This is a genomic window from Pseudomonas sp. NPDC087690, assembly GCF_044743175.1.
GTDB lineage: Bacteria > Pseudomonadota > Gammaproteobacteria > Pseudomonadales > Pseudomonadaceae > Aquipseudomonas.
In genome coordinates this window covers 94,098-111,486 of record NZ_JBIUVX010000009.1, presented here as the reverse complement: position 1 = coordinate 111,486, position 17,389 = coordinate 94,098, and the positions used below count along the sequence as shown (strand labels likewise).

14 protein-coding genes are annotated in these 17,389 nt (G+C 59.9%); 11 read left to right on the top strand and 3 right to left on the bottom strand.

The genetic code is table 11. The features are described from left to right. Positions 1 to 69 precede the first annotated feature (69 nt). Both ACIPIZ_RS13005 and rarD read left to right on the top strand, forming a co-directional pair. Positions 70 to 1,044 carry a serine/threonine protein kinase gene (locus ACIPIZ_RS13005; RefSeq protein WP_016983182.1) on the top strand — a complete coding sequence of 325 codons (975 nt, stop codon included), beginning with the start codon at positions 70 to 72 and terminating at the stop codon, positions 1,042 to 1,044. Positions 1,045 to 1,204: 160 nt separating this feature from the next. Then, positions 1,205 to 2,092, top strand: a complete 888-nt coding sequence (rarD, locus tag ACIPIZ_RS13000) for an EamA family transporter RarD (protein WP_064388182.1) — start codon at positions 1,205 to 1,207, stop codon at positions 2,090 to 2,092. A 223-nt stretch (positions 2,093 to 2,315) separates the two neighbouring features. Here rarD and ACIPIZ_RS12995 read toward each other — a convergent pair whose 3' ends face one another. Continuing rightward, the gene (locus ACIPIZ_RS12995) at positions 2,316 to 2,834 is read right to left on the bottom strand and encodes a glycine cleavage system protein R (RefSeq protein WP_064388181.1); all 519 of its coding nucleotides are present in this window, start codon (positions 2,832 to 2,834) and stop codon (positions 2,316 to 2,318) included. A 504-nt stretch (positions 2,835 to 3,338) separates the two neighbouring features. On the opposite strand from ACIPIZ_RS12995, the gene ACIPIZ_RS12990 reads away from it, so the two are divergent. Continuing rightward, positions 3,339 to 5,516 (top strand): malate synthase G, encoded by a 2,178-nt coding sequence (locus tag ACIPIZ_RS12990; RefSeq protein WP_105705724.1) that lies wholly within the window; start codon positions 3,339 to 3,341, stop codon positions 5,514 to 5,516. 330 nt (positions 5,517 to 5,846) lie between these two features. Here ACIPIZ_RS12990 and ACIPIZ_RS12985 read toward each other — a convergent pair whose 3' ends face one another. Next, on the bottom strand, positions 5,847 to 6,293 hold the full coding sequence (locus tag ACIPIZ_RS12985; protein WP_064388178.1) for a response regulator: 447 nt from the start codon (positions 6,291 to 6,293) through the stop codon (positions 5,847 to 5,849). Between the two features lie 252 nt (positions 6,294 to 6,545). Between ACIPIZ_RS12985 and ACIPIZ_RS12980 the strand changes: the two genes are divergently transcribed. The 8 genes from ACIPIZ_RS12980 to ACIPIZ_RS12945 all read left to right on the top strand — a co-directional run bounded on the left by ACIPIZ_RS12980 (position 6,546) and on the right by ACIPIZ_RS12945 (position 15,824). Further along, positions 6,546 to 8,486 carry a DUF294 nucleotidyltransferase-like domain-containing protein gene (locus ACIPIZ_RS12980; RefSeq protein WP_064388176.1) on the top strand — a complete coding sequence of 647 codons (1,941 nt, stop codon included), beginning with the start codon at positions 6,546 to 6,548 and terminating at the stop codon, positions 8,484 to 8,486. Further along, the gene (locus ACIPIZ_RS12975) at positions 8,483 to 9,190 is read left to right on the top strand and encodes a PolC-type DNA polymerase III (RefSeq protein WP_064388174.1); all 708 of its coding nucleotides are present in this window, start codon (positions 8,483 to 8,485) and stop codon (positions 9,188 to 9,190) included. Before ACIPIZ_RS12980 ends, ACIPIZ_RS12975 begins: the two co-directional genes overlap by 4 nt. A 353-nt stretch (positions 9,191 to 9,543) precedes the next feature. Then, on the top strand, positions 9,544 to 10,020 hold the full coding sequence (locus ACIPIZ_RS12970; protein ID WP_401165593.1) for an RNA polymerase sigma factor: 477 nt from the start codon (positions 9,544 to 9,546) through the stop codon (positions 10,018 to 10,020). Then, complete coding sequence (locus tag ACIPIZ_RS12965; protein ID WP_401165592.1) at positions 10,017 to 10,991, top strand: FecR domain-containing protein; 975 nt, start codon at positions 10,017 to 10,019, stop codon at positions 10,989 to 10,991. The genes ACIPIZ_RS12970 and ACIPIZ_RS12965 overlap by 4 nt, the downstream gene beginning before the upstream one ends. Positions 10,992 to 11,198: 207 nt before the next feature. Continuing rightward, a complete protein-coding gene (locus ACIPIZ_RS12960) occupies positions 11,199 to 13,637 on the top strand; it encodes a TonB-dependent siderophore receptor (protein WP_401165590.1) in 2,439 nt (812 codons plus the stop codon). Between the two features lie 74 nt (positions 13,638 to 13,711). After that, the gene (locus ACIPIZ_RS12955; RefSeq protein WP_150647655.1) at positions 13,712 to 14,842 is read left to right on the top strand and encodes a PepSY domain-containing protein; all 1,131 of its coding nucleotides are present in this window, start codon (positions 13,712 to 13,714) and stop codon (positions 14,840 to 14,842) included. After that, the gene (locus ACIPIZ_RS12950) at positions 14,839 to 15,018 is read left to right on the top strand and encodes a hypothetical protein (protein ID WP_064388170.1); all 180 of its coding nucleotides are present in this window, start codon (positions 14,839 to 14,841) and stop codon (positions 15,016 to 15,018) included. Before ACIPIZ_RS12955 ends, ACIPIZ_RS12950 begins: the two co-directional genes overlap by 4 nt. A 176-nt stretch (positions 15,019 to 15,194) precedes the next feature. Continuing rightward, entirely contained in the window at positions 15,195 to 15,824 is a 630-nt protein-coding gene (locus ACIPIZ_RS12945) for a glutathione S-transferase (RefSeq protein WP_401165588.1), read from the top strand. A gap of 181 nt (positions 15,825 to 16,005) precedes the next feature. Here ACIPIZ_RS12945 and creD read toward each other — a convergent pair whose 3' ends face one another. Beyond that, the gene (gene creD / locus ACIPIZ_RS12940; RefSeq protein ID WP_064388168.1) at positions 16,006 to 17,376 is read right to left on the bottom strand and encodes a cell envelope integrity protein CreD; all 1,371 of its coding nucleotides are present in this window, start codon (positions 17,374 to 17,376) and stop codon (positions 16,006 to 16,008) included. Between the last annotated feature and the right edge of the window lie 13 nt (positions 17,377 to 17,389).

Below are 17,389 nucleotides of genomic sequence, written 5' to 3'. Positions count from 1 at the left end.
CCTGCCCCGCTGCCATCTGCGCTACCATGCTGGGCCGGACGCGGCAGCCTGCTGCGCGCAGGAGTCAGCATGGCCCACCCGTTTGAAACCCTCACACCCGACCTCGTGCTCGATGCCGTTGAAAGCATCGGCTTCCTCAGCGATGCGCGCATCCTGGCGCTCAACAGCTACGAAAACCGTGTCTATCAGGTCGGCATCGAAGACTCCGAACCGCTGATCGCCAAGTTCTACCGCCCGCAGCGCTGGACCAACGAAGCCATCCTCGAAGAACACAAGTTCACCTTCGAACTGGCCGACGTCGAAATCCCGGTGGTGGCGCCACTGATCCACAACGGCGAAACCCTGCACGAACATGCCGGTTTCCGCTTCACGTTGTTTCCGCGTCGCGGCGGCCGGGCGCCGGAGCCGGGCAATCTTGACCAGCTGTATCGCCTCGGCCAGTTGCTCGGACGCATTCATGCGGTTGGCGCGACCAAGCCCTTCGAACACCGTGAAGCCCTCGCAGTGCAGAACTTCGGCCACGCCTCGCTGAACACCTTGCTCGAAGGCAATTTCATTCCGAAAAGCCTGCTGCCGGCCTACGAGTCCGTCGCCCGCGATCTGCTCAAGCGCGTGGAAGATGCCTACGCCAACACACCGCACCAGAACATCCGCATGCACGGCGATTGCCACCCCGGCAACATGATGTGCCGCGACGAGATGTTCCACATCGTCGACCTCGACGATTGCCGCATGGGCCCTGCGGTGCAGGACATCTGGATGATGCTCGCCGGTGATCGTCAGGAATGCCTGGGGCAGTTGTCGGAATTGATGGATGGCTACAACGAGTTCCACGATTTCGATCCGCGTGAACTGGCGCTGATCGAACCGTTGCGTGCCTTGCGCCTGATGCACTACAGCGCCTGGCTGGCGCGGCGCTGGGATGATCCGGCGTTCCCGCACAGCTTTCCGTGGTTTGGCACCGAGCGTTATTGGGGCGATCAGGTGTTGGCGCTGCGTGAACAGCTGTCTGCGCTTAACGAAGAACCACTGAAACTCTTCTGATCAAAGATCAAAAGATCGCAGCCTTCGGCAGCTCCTACCCTGGAATACATTCCCATGTAGGAGCTGCCGAAGGCTGCGATCTTTTTGCGTTCTGACACGACACATCTATACAACCTCCTTACAATCCCTCCTTTGTCAGCTGCCTGAGCAAGGATTCTGCATGCAAGCCGCCAACCCGCGTCGCGGGTACATTCTGGGCCTGAGTGCCTACATTATCTGGGGCCTGTTCCCGATCTACTTCAAAGCCATCGCCGAAGTGCCGGCCGTCGAGATCATCATCCATCGGGTGCTGTGGTCGGCGCTGTTCGGCGCGCTGCTGCTGATGGTGTGGAAACACCCGGGCTGGTGGCGCGAACTGCTGGACAACCCGAAACGTCTGGCAATTCTGGCGTTGAGCGGGACGTTGATCGCGGCCAACTGGCTGACCTATGTGTGGTCGGTGAACAACGGACGCATGCTCGAGGCCAGCCTCGGTTACTACATCAACCCGCTGGTCAACGTGCTGTTGGGGATGTTGATTCTTGGTGAGCGTCTGCGGCGGATGCAGTGGCTCGCGGTCGGTTTGGCGGCGGTTGGTGTGGCGCAGCAGGTATGGCAAGTCGGCAGTTTGCCGTGGGTGTCGCTGGTACTGGCGTTGACCTTCGGTTTCTACGGCCTGATTCGCAAACAGGCACCGGTCAAGGCGTTGCCAGGGCTGGTGGTGGAAACCTGGATGCTGGTGCCGATTGCCATTGCCTGGCTGCTGTTCAACCAGACCGCGACCAGCGCGCAACCGGAGTTCTGGACCACGTCCCAAGCCTGGTGGCTGGTGGCGGCCGGCCCGGTGACATTGGTGCCGCTGGTGTGCTTCAACGCCGCCACGCGCCACTTGCCTTACACCACCATCGGCTTCCTGCAATACCTGGCGCCGACCCTGGTGCTGTTGCAAGCCGTGCTGTTGTTCGGTGAGCATCTATCGTCCAGCACACTGATCGCGTTCATCTTCATTTGGGCCGGTCTGGCCGTTTATAGCGTTGACGCCGTGATCAGTTTGCGCCGGCGCAGCTGATCAAAAAACGCACAAACCCTCGCAGGCCGCGGTTCTCGTGGCCTGCATCGTTCTTTCCCAAGGTTATCCACAGCGTGATCCCCGCCGTTTGTGCGCAAGTCACTGAATGTTGGCGGTTTTTTGATCAACTCCAGCAAAGCCACGGCGGGCTTGGCGATGCGGGCAGTCTCTACAGGTTATCCACAGGCAGGTGCACGTTTAAACTGGATAACCTGGGAGACGCTCAAAGGTCTGTGCGTAACACCAGTTCGACCATCAGATCATCGGCCAGGGTTTCCAGGCGCGACTGCAAGACGTCGAGTGACAAAGTCAGCGGTACCGCGAGAATCGCCTCAGCATGGAACAGCGGCTCGCTGCTCATCGGTGCCGGACGCACTTCCGTCACCAGCCGTTCAAGGTTGACGCCCTGCTCGCTCAAAAGCCGTGTGATGTCGCGGACGATGCCAGGCCGATCATTGCCCACCAACTCCATGGCGATCGGCTTCCATGTGCAGGACTGCTCAATGCCACTCTCGGCAATCAATACGCGAATGCCATGCGTCGACAATGCTTGTAGGGAATCGACTAATTCGTCGTAAGCCTCTGCCGGCACGCCCACCCGAAGAATCCCGGCGAACTGCCCGGCCATCCGCGACATGCGACTTTCCAGCCAGTTACCGCCGTGCTCGGCGATGCATTGGGCGATGCGCTCGACCTGTCCGGGCTTGTCCGGGGCAAAAACGGTGAGTACGAGATGGTCCATGGCGTCGCCCTCTTGTCATGACTTTTGTTGTAGAAGGGGAAGTATAGGCAAGGGTCGATTTTGCGTTGAGGCGACCGACGCTTTCGCGAGCAGGCTCGCTCCCACATAAACCGCTGCCATAGCAGCCAAATAGTATTTATGTGTACAACTTTTGATATTTAGCTGGAACAATCCAATGGTTTTTTGAGAACATCCTGTTCCGCGATGTGACCGCAATGCGACATGAGGTCGCAGAACGACGTAATTAGTCTGATTTTCACAAGCGCAACTCATCATGTAGTATGCCGCAGCGCGCACTACATAACGCTGGATCGATGTCTGCCCAAGGCATGTTCGCAACCCTGAAAGCCCCGTCAGCAAGGCCCCAAGCCTTTGATTGGTCCCAGCCCAGCCGCCAGCAATGGCATGTACTGGTCGGCAGGTTTGTGGTTTAAATGGCCAGAGGCTTCATTGTCAAAATTGAAGAGCTGAAAAGCGAAATAGCTGAGCAGAGTGAGGCAAGCAATGACTGAACACGTTCAAGTCGGTGGCCTGCAGGTCGCCAAAGTCCTGTTCGACTTCGTGAACAACGAAGCCATTCCCGGTACCGGCCTCACCGCCGAAAAATTCTGGGAAGGTGCCGACAAGGTCATTCATGACCTGGCGCCGAAGAACAAAGCCCTACTCGCCAAACGCGATGACTTCCAGGCTCGTATTGACGCTTGGCACCAGGAACGCAACGGTCAGGCGCACGACGCCGTGGCCTATAAAGCCTTCCTGCAAGAAATCGGTTATCTGCTGCCAGAAGCGGCTGATTTCCAGGCAACGACGCAAAACGTCGATGATGAAATCGCCCGTACCGCCGGCCCGCAACTCGTTGTGCCGGTGATGAACGCCCGCTTCGCTCTCAATGCTTCGAACGCCCGCTGGGGTTCGCTGTATGACGCCCTCTACGGCACCGACGCGATCAGCGAAGACGGTGGCGCGGAAAAAGGCAAAGGCTACAACAAGGTGCGTGGCGACAAAGTCATCGCCTTCGCCCGAGCCTTCCTCGACGAAGCTGCGCCATTGGCTGCTGGCTCCCATGTCGATTCGACCGCCTACAAAATCGCTGACGGCAAACTGCTGGTCACCCTCAAGGGCGGCAGCAACACTGGCCTGCGCGATGACGCACAACTGATCGGTTTCCAGGGCGACGCCAACGCGCCAATCGCGATCCTGCTGAAACACAATGGTCTGCACTTCGAAATCCAGGTCGATGCCACCACCCCGGTTGGCCAGACCGATGCTGCCGGCGTCAAAGACATCCTGATGGAAGCGGCGCTGACCACCATCATGGATTGCGAAGACTCCGTGGCTGCCGTCGATGCCGACGACAAAGTGGTGATCTACCGCAACTGGCTCGGCCTGATGAAGGGCGATCTGGCGGAATCCGTGTCCAAGGGTGGCCAGACCTTCACCCGCACCATGAACCCGGATCGCACCTACGCCGTGCCGAATGGCGGTGAAGTGACGCTGCACGGTCGTTCGCTGTTGTTCGTGCGTAACGTTGGCCATCTGATGACCATCGACGCGATCCTCGATAAAGACGGTAACGAAGTGCCGGAAGGCATTCTCGACGGTCTGGTCACTTGCCTCGCGGCGATGCACAACCTCAACGGCAACACCTCGCGTCGCAACACCCGCACCGGTTCCGTGTACATCGTTAAACCGAAGATGCACGGCCCGGAAGAAGCAGCGTTCACCAACGAGCTGTTCGGCCGCATCGAAGACGTGTTGGGCCTGAAACGCAACACCCTGAAAGTCGGGATCATGGACGAGGAGCGCCGCACCACGGTCAACCTCAAGGCCTGCATCAAGGCTGCCAGCGAGCGCGTGGTGTTCATCAATACCGGTTTCCTCGACCGCACCGGCGACGAAATCCACACTTCCATGGAAGCCGGCCCGGTTGTACGCAAGGCTGACATGAAGGCTGAGAAGTGGATCGGCGCGTACGAAAACTGGAACGTCGATATCGGTCTGAGCACCGGCCTGCAAGGTCGTGCGCAAATCGGTAAAGGCATGTGGGCGATGCCGGATCTGATGGCGGCAATGCTCGAGCAGAAAATCGCTCACCCGCTGGCCGGCGCCAACACCGCTTGGGTACCGTCGCCGACCGCCGCTGCACTGCACGCGCTGCATTATCACAAGGTCGACGTGTTCGCCCGTCAGGCCGAACTGGCCAAACGTGCGCGTGCTTCGGTAGACGACATCCTGACCATCCCGCTGGCGGTCAATCCGAACTGGACGCCAGAGCAAATCAAGAACGAACTGGACAACAACGCCCAGGGCATTCTCGGTTACGTGGTGCGTTGGATCGACCAGGGTGTCGGCTGCTCGAAAGTGCCGGACATCAATGACGTCGGCCTGATGGAAGACCGTGCCACGCTGCGTATCTCCAGCCAGCACATCGCCAACTGGCTGCGCCACGGTGTCGTCACCGAAGCACAAGTGATGGAAAGCCTCAAGCGCATGGCGCCGGTGGTGGATCGTCAGAACGCCAACGACCCGCTGTACCGTCCACTGGCCCCGAACTTCGACAGCAACATCGCCTTCCAGGCGGCGGTCGAACTGGTAGTCGAAGGCACCAAGCAGCCGAACGGTTACACCGAGCCGGTATTGCACCGTCGTCGTCGCGAGTTCAAGGCTGCCAATGGCCTGTAAATTTGCGTAGATGGTGGATATGAAAAAGCCCTGATCGAGAGATCAGGGCTTTTTTGTTTATGCGGCGGGGCTGGGTTTTCTGGTCGACTTAAGATCCATCCCCCTCACCCCAGCCCTCTCCCCCATGGGGTAGAGGGGAAAGGGAGCAGATCTGTATGCCTTTCAAAATCTGAGCTCGGCTCAGGAATTGCCAAGGATAGAGGGGCAACGGAGCAGATCTTGGTGCTTTTCAAAACCTGAGTTCGGCTGGGAATCTCAGGTCGGTGTACCTCGAACATCCACCGCGGTCAGTCCCCTCTCCCTCCGGGAGAGGGCTAGGGTGAGGGGCTCTTAGGGTTCAATCCCCAATTCATGTTTCACCAGCGCCAACAACTTGCCCGTATCAATCGGCTTGAGCAGAAAATCCACCACGCTCAAATGCATCGCCGCAATCGCGTCTTTCACATCGGCATCGCCGGAGACGATGATGATCGGCAGCGCCGCCCGCACCGACTCACGCACCTGGCGGATCAGTTCAAGGCCATCGACATTGCCCATGCGCAGATCGGTGATCACCAGGCCAATCGAAGGTTTCTCGGCGAGCATCTTCAGGGCTGTCTCGCCACTGGCCGCCGTCATGCAACGAATACCGTCCAACGCGAGAATCTCCGACAACAGCTCCCGGGCGTCCTTGTCGTCATCGACGATCAATACGCGCTGCGGTGGAAGATCAGGTTCGAGCATGACTGCACTGAGCGCTTCTCGCTCGGCATCGCTCAAAATATCGTGGTCGGACATGGCGTTCTCTAAGTGTTCAAAACAGTCCCTTGGCAAGTGGTCAGACATCGCTGGGCAGAGCTTCAATGTGCACTTCGTCGGATTTTTTTCCAAGGGGGTAATCGAGGGAATTTCCGACTGTTTGCGTAGGGCATCTCCGAAACTTCGCCAATGGTGGCAAAACCTAGACTTACGTCCAATGGGCACCCTGTCCGTAGGGGCCGACCATGGCCATAACGATCCGACAACAACAATTCGAAAAAGACTGCGGTAATGGTTATGAGTAAAGCGGATGCCTTCACCCAGGCAGGGAAAACCGCGGTATTGCAGAACATTCAGGGCACCCTGCAATTCCTCCAGCGCTTCCCGCCCTTCAATCAGATGGAACACGCCCACCTCGCTTATCTGGTGGAACAATGTCAGCTGCGGTTTTACGCTCAGGGCGAGAGCATCATCAAACCCAGCGACGGCCCGGTCGAACACTTCTATATCGTCAAGCAAGGCCGGGTGGTCGGCGAACGCCAGCACATCACCAAACCCGGTACCGAAACCACTTTCGAGATCACCACGGGCGAATGCTTCCCGTTGGCCGCGCTGCTTGGCGAGCGGGCAACGCGTACCGAACACCTGGCTGGCGATGACACCTTCTGTCTGCAACTGAACAAACTGGCGTTCATCAAACTGTTCGCGCTCTCCAGCAGCTTCCGTGACTTCGCCTTGCGCGGGGTCAGCAGCCTGCTTGATCAGGTCAATCAGCAAGTGCAGCAGAAAGCCGTGGAAACCCTCGGCACACAGTATTCGCTGAATACCCGCCTCGGCGAACTGGCGATGCGTCATCCGGTGACGTGCAGCCCGGACACGCCACTGCGCGAAGCGGTGAAGTTGATGCACGAACAGCAGGTCGGCAGCATCGTCGCGGTGGATGAGCACAAGGCACCGCTGGGGATTTTCACCCTGCGCGATTTGCGTCATGTCGTGGCGCAAGGCATCGGCGACTTCAGTGAAGCCATCGAGCGTCACATGACTCGCGCGCCCTTCTATCTTTCACCGGATCACAGCGCATTCGATGCGGCCATTGCGATGACCGAACGGCATATCGCCCACGTCTGCCTGGTCAAGGATCAGCGCCTGTGCGGCGTGGTCTCCGAGCGTGATCTGTTTTCCCTGCAACGGGTCGATCTAGTGCATCTGGCGCGCACCATCCGCAGCGCCCAACGTGTCGAGCAACTGGTGACCTTGCGCGGCGAGATCGGTCAACTGGTCGAGCGCATGCTCGCCCACGGTGCGTCGTCGACGCAGATCACCCACATCATCACCTTGCTCAACGACCACACCGTGTGCCGGGTGATCGAGTTGACCCTCGCCGAAAAAGGCGACCCCGGCGTGCCGTTCAGTTGGCTGTGTTTCGGCAGCGAAGGCCGCCGCGAACAGACACTGCACACCGATCAGGACAACGGCATTCTGTTCGATGCCCGTGATGCGGCACATGCCGCCGAGATTCGCGGCAAGCTGTTGCCGATTGCCCAGCAGATCAACCAGAGCCTGGCGCAGTGCGGCTTCACCCTGTGCAAGGGCAACATCATGGCCGGCAACCCTGAGCTGTGTTTGTCGCGGGCGGAATGGGCGCGGCGTTTTGCGGCGTTTATTCGCGAGGCGACACCGGAGAATCTGCTGGGCTCGAGCATCTACTTCGATCTGCGCGTGGTCTGGGGCGATGAACAAGGTTGCGCGCAACTGCGCCGGGGCATTCTTGATCAGGTCGGCGACAACCGTTTGTTCCAGCGCATGATGGCCGACAACGCGCTGCGCAATCGTCCCCCGGTGGGACGCTTCCGCGAGTTTGTGCTGGCGCGCAAGAATGGCGAGAAAGCCACGCTGGACCTCAAGGTTCAAGGCCTGACGCCGTTCGTGGATGGCGCGCGACTGTTGGCGCTGGCCAACGGTATCGACGCCAACAACACCCTCGAACGTTTCCGCCAGTTGGTCGACAAAGAGGTCATCGAACGGCTCGACGGCGCAGCGTATGAAGAGGCGTATCACTTCATTCAACAGACGCGCATGCAGCAGCATCAGTTGCAGACCCGCGAGAATCTGCCGTACTCCAATCGCGTCGATCCCGACAGCCTCAATCACCTCGACCGGCGCATCCTGCGTGAATCCCTGCGCCAAGCGCAGCGCCTGCAAACCAGCCTGACCTTGCGGTATCAGCTATGAGCCTGTTTTCGTGGCTGCGCCCGGCCAGTCCGGTGGTGCCGGCGCAGTTGCAGCAGCGTTTGGCGAAGCTGCCGGCGACCGGCGAGTTGAGCGACTGTACCCTGCGCGAGCAGCGTTGGGTGGTGCTGGATCTTGAAACTACAGGGCTCAATCTGAACAAGGATCGGGTGTTGTCGATTGGCGCGGTGGTGATCGAGGATGGCGCGATCGATTTCCGTCAACAGTTCGAACGCACGCTGCAGTGCCGCGAATTGAAGTTGAGCCCCAGCGTGCTGATTCATGGCTTGGGGCCGAATGCGATTGCAGCCGGCAGTGAACCCGCCGAGGCCTTGCTGGAACTGCTCGAGTTTATCGGCGACAGCCCGGTGCTGGCATTTCATGCGCCGTTCGATCAGCACATGCTCGGGCGGGCGTTAAGGGAACATCTGGGGCACAGGTTGCAGCAGGTGTTTCTGGATGTCGCTGATATTGCGCCGCTGCTGTGTCCACAGGCGCAGATTCGCGAGGCCGGGCTGGATGAGTGGATCGAGTGGTTCAAGCTTGAAGTGTTCGAACGGCATAACGCGAGTGCCGATGCGCTGGCCACGGCGGAGCTGGCGTTGATTCTGTTCAGCCGGGCGCGTCAGCAGCAGATTCACAGTCCGATAAACCTTCAGCAACGCCTGAGCCAGTGGAAGCGGCGGCAGCAGGCGCCGTCGTTCTGAAGTTCAGTCAAGTCCAAGATCCATCCCCCTCACCCCAGCCCTCTCCCAGAGGGAGAGGGGGCCGACCGCGGTGTCTGAAGCTTTTCATCGACCTGAGAAATCGAGTCGGTTATGGATTCACTGAAAATCGTTCAGGTCGGTGCACCTCCAGAATATCCCCCGATCAGTCCCCTCTCCCTCCGGGAGAGGGTTAGGGTGAGGGCAGCCCTTCAACGGCTCACCTGACCAGTGGCCAATTGCTAACCATTCCCACCTCTGCCAGAATCGCGAACAATTCGCGTTAGTTAATATTTCCCAATCGGTGATATTTGGTGTCTTCAGCTCAGAGTCCTCACAGTGAACTCGTTGGTGCGATGTATCGCGACCATCGCGGTTGGCTATTGGCCTGGCTGCGACGCAATGTGGCGTGCCCGCAACGGGCCGAGGATCTGAGTCAGGACACTTTCGTGCGCCTGCTCGGCCGCGATGAAATGCTGACACCCCGCGAGCCACGAGCGTTTCTGGTGGCGATCGCCAAAGGCCTGCTGTTCGACTATTTCCGTCGCACCGCGCTCGAACAGGCCTACCTCACCGAGCTGATGCTGATCCCCGAAGGCGAGCAGCCTTCTATAGAAGAGCAGCAACTGATCCTCGAAGACCTCAAGGCCATCGACCGCTTGCTCGGCCAACTGTCGACCAAGGCCCGCGCCGCTTTCCTCTTTAACCGCCTCGATGGCCTCGGCCATGCCGAGATTGCCGAGAAGCTCGGCGTATCGGTGCCGCGTGTGCGCCAATACCTGGCGCAGGGCATTCGGCAGTGCTACATCGCCCTGTACGGTGAGCCGACGTGAGCCCGGCCAGTTCCCGCCCCGTCCCGGCGCATGTGCTGGACGCGGCGATTGCCTGGCAACTGACTCTCGATTCGAGCAGCCCGCTGGAACGCGAAGAGTTCGCCAAATGGCACGCCGCGCATGAAGAACACGCCCGCGCCTGGCGCCAGTTGGGCATGCTTGATCAACGTTTCAGTGTGGCCAAAGGCCCGGCGCGCAGTGCACTGCTGCAATCACGCGAAGGCATCCGACGGCGAGTGCGCAAGCTCGGCAGCGGGCTGGCCAGCGTTGTGGTGATCGTCGGTCTCGGGCTGTTCGCCAGTGAACGGTGGCTGCCGCTGGACTACTGGCTCGCCGATCAGCGTACGGCCACGGGCGAACAACGCACCGTGCGCCTGGCCGATGGCACCGTACTCAACCTCAACACCCACAGCGCGGTAGATGTGCGTTTCGATGACAAGCGCCGACTGATCGTTTTGCAGGAAGGCGAGATTCTCGTCGAAACCGGTCATGGCGATGCGCGGCCGTTTATAGTCGAAACCCGCGAGGGCAGCATGCGCGCCCTCGGCACGCGGTTCCTGGTCAAGCGCGAGGAAGATGGCACCCGCCTGAGCGTGTTGCAGTCGGCTGTCGCCGCCCATGCGCAGGCAAATCCTGATGAACAGATCCTGCGTGAAGGCCAGCAAGTGCTGCTGCGCAGTGATGGCCTGGGCTCGATTGTCGCCCTTAATCCCGGCGCCGATGCCTGGACGCGCGGGATGCTGGTGGTTGACAACGCACGACTGAGCGATCTGGTGCATGAGCTCGGACGTTATCGCCGTGGGCATCTGGGCGTGGCGCCGGACGTGGCGGACTTGCGTATTACCGGCAGCTTCCCTCTGCATGACACCGATAAGGCTTTGAGCGCGCTGCTGCCAACTTTGCCGGTGCAGATCGAGCGGCATACGCCGTATTGGGTCACAGTCGCGAAGGCTGATTCCAAGCCTGAATGATCGGGTGGCTGAGTGGTTGCCATCGCGAGCAGGCTCACTCCTACAGTTGAAATGCGTTCCCCTGTAGGAGTGAGCCTGCTCGCGATGGCGTCATCCGCCACACCGCTGTTTTCCTTAATCAAAATTATTTTCACCCAGCCCTATCACTTTTCGAGTTTCATCCGGCACACAGGCAATTGAGAAATATTTCCATTCAGGAGCCGCCGTATGTCCCGTTCGCTAGACACCTTGTTGCGCCCCAGTCTGCTGGCCGTCGCCATCGCGCTCAGCGCGCCGCTGATCAGCAACCCGTTGCTCGCTGCTGAACAAGCGTCCAGCGTGCGCGCCTACAACCTGCCGGCAGCTCCGCTGTCGACCACCCTCAACCAGATCGCCAGCCAGGGTGGCCTCGCGCTGTCGCTGAGCCCGGCACTGGCGGCGGGCAAGACCTCGGCACCGGTCAACGGCCAATACGACGCAGCCGGCGCTCTGCGCGCAGCCCTGCGCGGCACCGGTCTGCAACTGGAGCAGAGCGGCGCTGGCACCTACACTTTGGTCGCCGTGCCTGACGGCGCGATGGCCCTGCCGGAAACCGCGATCATTGGCGCGGAAAACAGCGAAAGCGCCTGGGGCCCGGTCGAAGGCTACACCGCCACTCGCACCGCCGCCGGCACCAAGACCGACACCGCGCTGGTCGAAGCGCCGCGGTCGATCTCCGTGGCCACCCGTCAGCAAATGGAAGATCGTGGCGTGCACAGCCTCGACGACGCGGTGCGTTACATGCCCGGCATCACCGCCAGCAGCTACGGCAGCGACACCCGCATCGACTGGCTGCGCGTGCGTGGTTTCGAACCGACCCAGTACCTCGATGGCCTGGCGCTGCCACGCGGCATATACGCCAACCCGAAACCGGAAACCTGGAACCTCGACCGCCTCGCCTTGCTCCGTGGCCCGGCGTCTTCGGTGTACGGCCAAACCCCGCCAGGCGGCCTGCTCGACATGGTCAGCCGTCGTCCGAGCGCCGAAGCCAGCAGCGAAATCCAGTTGCAGTACGGCAGCGACAACCACCGCCAGATCAACTTCGCCAGCACCGGCAAGATCGATGAAGCAGGCCAGTTCCTGTATGGCATCAGCGGCGTCGTGCGTGACAGCGATACGCAGATCGACCACATCGAAAACAAGCGCTACAACATTGCGCCGAGCCTGACCTGGAACATCGACGACGACACCAGGCTGACCTTGCTCACGCAGTTCACCCGTGACGATACCGGGGTCACCAGCCAGTTCTACCCGATCCAGGGCACCAAGATCGACATGCCCTTCGGCAAGATCTCCCACCACAAGAACCTCGGCGATCCTGACTACGATTTCTACGACCGCACCTACTACGCGCTCGGTTATGCCTTCGAACATCGTCTGAACGATGTCTGGCAATTCAAGCAGAACCTGCGCTACACCAAGTCGGATCTGGCGTTCCAGACCGTCACCGTCAATAGCTACAACCCCTCGTTCGCCGGTTTCACCGTGGACAACCAGGGCAATGTCGGTCGCGGAACCACCAACGTCGATGAGGACATCAGCCAGTTCGCCGTGGACAACAACTTCCAGGCCGACTTCGCTACTGGCGACATCCGTCATACCCTGCTGCTGGGTCTCGATCACCAGCGCAGCAACGACAACTACACCTCGATCTTCGGCAGTGCGCCGGACATCAACGTCAACAACCCGGTCTATGGCCAGACGATCGTTCGTCCACCGCGCTCCAGCGCGTTTTACGATTACGACCAGAAGACCACCCAGACCGGCCTCTATGTGCAGGACCAAATGGCCCTGGACCAATGGCGTCTGACCCTGGGCGGGCGCGAAGACTGGGTGCACACCAGCACCAGGTTCTTCAACAAGGACGACGCCACCAACACCCAGCGTGACAAAGCGTTCAGCGGCAACGCAGCGATCAGCTACGTGTTCGACTCGGGCTTCGTGCCGTACCTGTCGTACGCCGAATCCTTCCAGCCGACCGCTGGCGCCGATGCCACCGCCACGGACTCCTTCAAGCCGACCGAAGGCAAGCAGTGGGAACTGGGCATCAAATACCAGCCACCGGGCAGCAAAACCCTGCTCAGCGCCGCGGTGTATGACCTGACCCAGAAGAACGTCTCGGTCAACAGCATCGTCAACAACGTGACCATCACCAGCCAGACCGGCGAAGTGAAAGTCAAAGGCCTGGAGCTCGAAGCGGTCTCCGACGTGACCGACAACCTGAAAGTCATCGCCGCCTACACTCTGGCCAAATCCGAAGTGCAAAAAGGCGTCGACAAGGGCAATCGCCTGCAACTGATGCCGAACCAGCAAGCTTCGCTGTGGACTGATTACACCTGGCACTCCGGCGTGCTCGATGGCTTCGGCATCGGTGGCGGTGTCCGATACACTGGCAACACCTACGGCGACAAAGGCAACACCTGGCTGGGCAAGGCGGACGCCTACACCGTGTTCGACGCGGCCGTGCATTACGACCTCGGTCGTCTGGACAACAGCCTCAAAGGTGCGTCGCTGGCACTCAACGCGACCAACCTGTTCGACAAGGATTACATTTCCACCTGTGACGGTTTCTATTGCTACTACGGCGACCAGCGCAGCGTCGTCGCCAGTGCCACTTACAAGTGGTAAACCACTGAGCTGAAACAGGCCCTGTTACCAGGCCGTCCTTCGTGGACGGCTTTGGTGTTTTTGAAGGTCATGAAATGAAAAGTAAAACAATTCGTCGCTGGTCGTTTATCCACACCTGGACCAGCCTGATCTGCACCGTGTTTTTGCTGATGCTGGCCTTGACCGGTCTGCCGTTGATTTTCAGTCACGAAATCGACCATTTGCTCGGTAACGCCCCGGAATTGCGGGAGATGCCGGCCGACACGCCGCAGCTCAATCTGCAGCAACTGGTGGATGCCGCGCAGCAACATCGACCGGGCGAGGTCATGCAGTACTTCGGTTATGACGACGAAGACCCGAATGCAGCGTTCGCGATCATGGCGAAAACCGCCGGCACCGAGCCCAACTCCTCGCACACCTTCATGCTCGATGCGCGTACGGGTGAAGCACTGGAAACCCCGTCGGCCAACGGCGGTTTGATGCTGTTTATCCTGCGCCTGCACGTCGACATGTTCGCCGGACTGCCGGGCAAGTTGCTGCTGGCGTTCATGGGGCTGCTGTTTGTCGTGGCCATCGTGTCGGGGACGGTGTTGTATTTGCCGTTCATGCGACGCTTGAACTTCGGTACGGTGCGTCAGGACAAGTCCACGCGGTTGCGCTGGCTCGACCTGCATAACCTGATCGGCGTGGTCACCCTGACTTGGGCGTTGGTGGTCGGCGTGACCGGCGTGATCAGCGCCTGCGCCGATCTGCTGATTGCCGCCTGGCGCAACGACGCACTGACCGCGCTGATCGAGCCTTACCGCGATGCGCCACCGCTGACACACCTGGCACCGGCCACCCGCTTGCTCGACATCGCCGCTGAAGTCGCCCCGGGCATGAAGCCGGATTTCATCGCGTTCCCCGGCACGCGGTTTTCCAGCGAGCACCATTACTCGGTGTTCATGAAGGGCGGCACGCATTTGACTTCGCACTTGCTGACGCCGGTGCTGATCGACGCCACGACCCTGAAGGTCACCGCCGTAGCCGAAAGGCCGTGGTACATGGACGCCATGGGCATGTCGCAACCGCTGCACTTTGGTGACTACGGCGGCATGCCGATGAAGATCCTCTGGGCCACGCTTGATGTGCTGACCATCATCGTCCTCGCCAGTGGCGTGTATCTGTGGGTGGTGCGACGCAAGGCCGCCAAGCCTGTGCTGGAAACGGCGGAGGCATCTGCATGAAGCCGCGTCAGTCGAATTTCTGGAAAGTCTTCAGCACGCCGATCGTGATAGCGCTGCTCAGTGCGGCGGGGTTGTTTGCGGCGTTGCTGGGGGATGGCATCTGGGATGCGTTGAGCTGGGTCGGCTTGGGTGTTCCTGCGGTTCTGGCCATAAGAGGTCTACTGCTGCGAAGCTGAAAAACCTTGGTAGGAGTGAGCCTGCTCGCTATAGCGGTGGGCCATCCAACATTGATGTTGAATGTGATTGCGCTATCGCGAGCAGGCTCACTCCTGCATTGGGTCCGGCGTGAGGCTTGAGCTCGTGCGCTGACGCGCTATGCTGCTCCCTCATCGTTCTGATCGAGACCCTGCCAATGTCCGCCCCCAGCATGACCCTTTACCACAACACGCTCTCCCCGTTCGTACGCAAAGTGATGGTGTTGCTGCACGAGACCGGTCAGCAGGATCGCGTCGCGCTGCAAGACTGCGTGCTCAGCCCGGTCAGCCCCAGTGCTGAACTCAATGCCGACAATCCGCTGGGTAAGATCCCGGCCCTGCGTCTGGCCGACGGCAATGTCATCCATGACAGCCGTGTGATCCTCGAATACCTCGACCATCAACATGTCGGCAACCCGCTGATTCCGCGCGAAGGCGCGTCCCGCTGGCGCCGTCTGACCCTCGCCTCGATGGCCGACGGGATCATGGATGCCTCGGTGATGGTGCGTTATGAACAAGTATTGCGGGCCCCGGAAAAACACTGGGACGAATGGCTGGAGGCGCAACGCGAGAAGATCCGCCGTGCGTTGAACCTGCTGGAAAACGATGCGATTGCCGAGCTGACCAGCCACTTCGACGTGGCGGCGATCAGTGTGGCCTGCGCGTTGGGCTACCTCGATCTGCGTTTCCCCGATCTGGGCTGGCGTGAAGCCAACCCGCAACTGGCCAACTGGTTTTTTGAAGTGAGCCAGCGACCGTCCATGATCGCGACCATGCCCAAGCCTTAGTTTTTTGGCGCCTGCTCCGGCATCATCGCGAGCAGGCTCACTCCTACAGTTGAGCGCATTTCCCTGTGGGAGTGAGCCTGCTCGCGATGGCCCCACCTCGGTTCCACAGGCAAAGAACCGATAATCCGCGTCACCAACTCATCCTTCCAGCGCTGATCCTCACGCAACCCCAGCGACCGGCTCATTCCACCACCCCGATATCAAACTCCAACGGCTTGCCCGGCTTCTGCCCGATCCCGTACCAGTCCAGTTTTCGCGTCAGCACCATAAACACGCCAAGCAAGCCGAACAGCAACAGCGAGCCCATCAGCAACGCGTAATCCTCGGCACTCAGCAATCCATACAGCAGGCCATACAAGGCCGCCAGCCCCGCCGAAAAACTCAAGCCATGACGCACGCTGTGCAGCACATGGCAGACATAAAAGCCGATCAACAACACACAACCACTGGCCGACAGCAAATACGCCAGAGCGAACCCGATGTGTTCCGACAACGACAGCAACAACAGGTAAAAGAACGCCAACGCTACGCCCACCAGTGCGTACTGCACCGGGTGCACCGCCAGGCTTTTGAGCACTTCGAAGAGAAAGAAACCGGCGAACGTCAGAACGATGAACAGCAGCGCATATTTGATCGCCCGGTCACTCTTCAGGTACTGATCCACCGGGTCGATAAAACTCACGCCGAAACTGCGGCCGTTGAACGCCGCGCAATCATTGCTGGCCACACAACGGCTCATCGCGTCCTGCAAATTGGTGGAAAAGAATGTGGTCTGCCAATCAGCGTTGAAGCCCTGATCATTGATCTCGCGCTTCGCCGGCAGGAAGTTGCCGATGAAGCTTGGATGCGGCCAGTTGGCACTGAGGCTGACACTGCTGGTTTTGCCCACCGGCAGCACTTGCAATGAACCGGTGCCTTGCAGGCGCAGGTCGAACGCAAAGGCCAGCTCGGTGTTTTTGCTGGTATCGAGCAGCGGCAACGTCACGCGCACACCTTCGCCGAGCCAGCCGACCTGCGTACCCGGCACAAAGTCCAGGCGCTGTCCCTCGAACTCCAGTTTCAGGGCATTTTCGATCCCGCGAATGTCGCTGATACCGACCGCGAGAAATGGCGCATCAAACCGATAGTCAGTGAAATCTTCCTTGATGCCCAATTGCGCCGGCAACGAGAAATGTCCGTCGATGCGATTGTCGGCGTGGAACAGCCGCGCCTCGTAAATGCCCCGGGCGCGCAGTTCAGTCTGCACCTGGCCATCCAGCTCGAAACGCTCCGGCAGGAAGTACAGACGCCCGCGTTCCTCGTGTGGATCGTCGTAGCGCTGATTGGTCTTGTCGTTGATCTTCCAGTTGTGAATCACTTTACGATACGGCACCACCATCACCGGCCCGCTCAATTGCTGGCTGTAACTGGAGCTGCGGGCGATGTCTTCGAGTACGCCGTCACGCAGTTGCTGACGCTCGTCGATGACGCCATCGATCATCAGCAGGGGAATCAGCAACAGCAGGATCAGCAGGGCAATCGCCCCCAGTTTCAGTGCCAGACTTCGGTTCATCAGGACGCTCCCT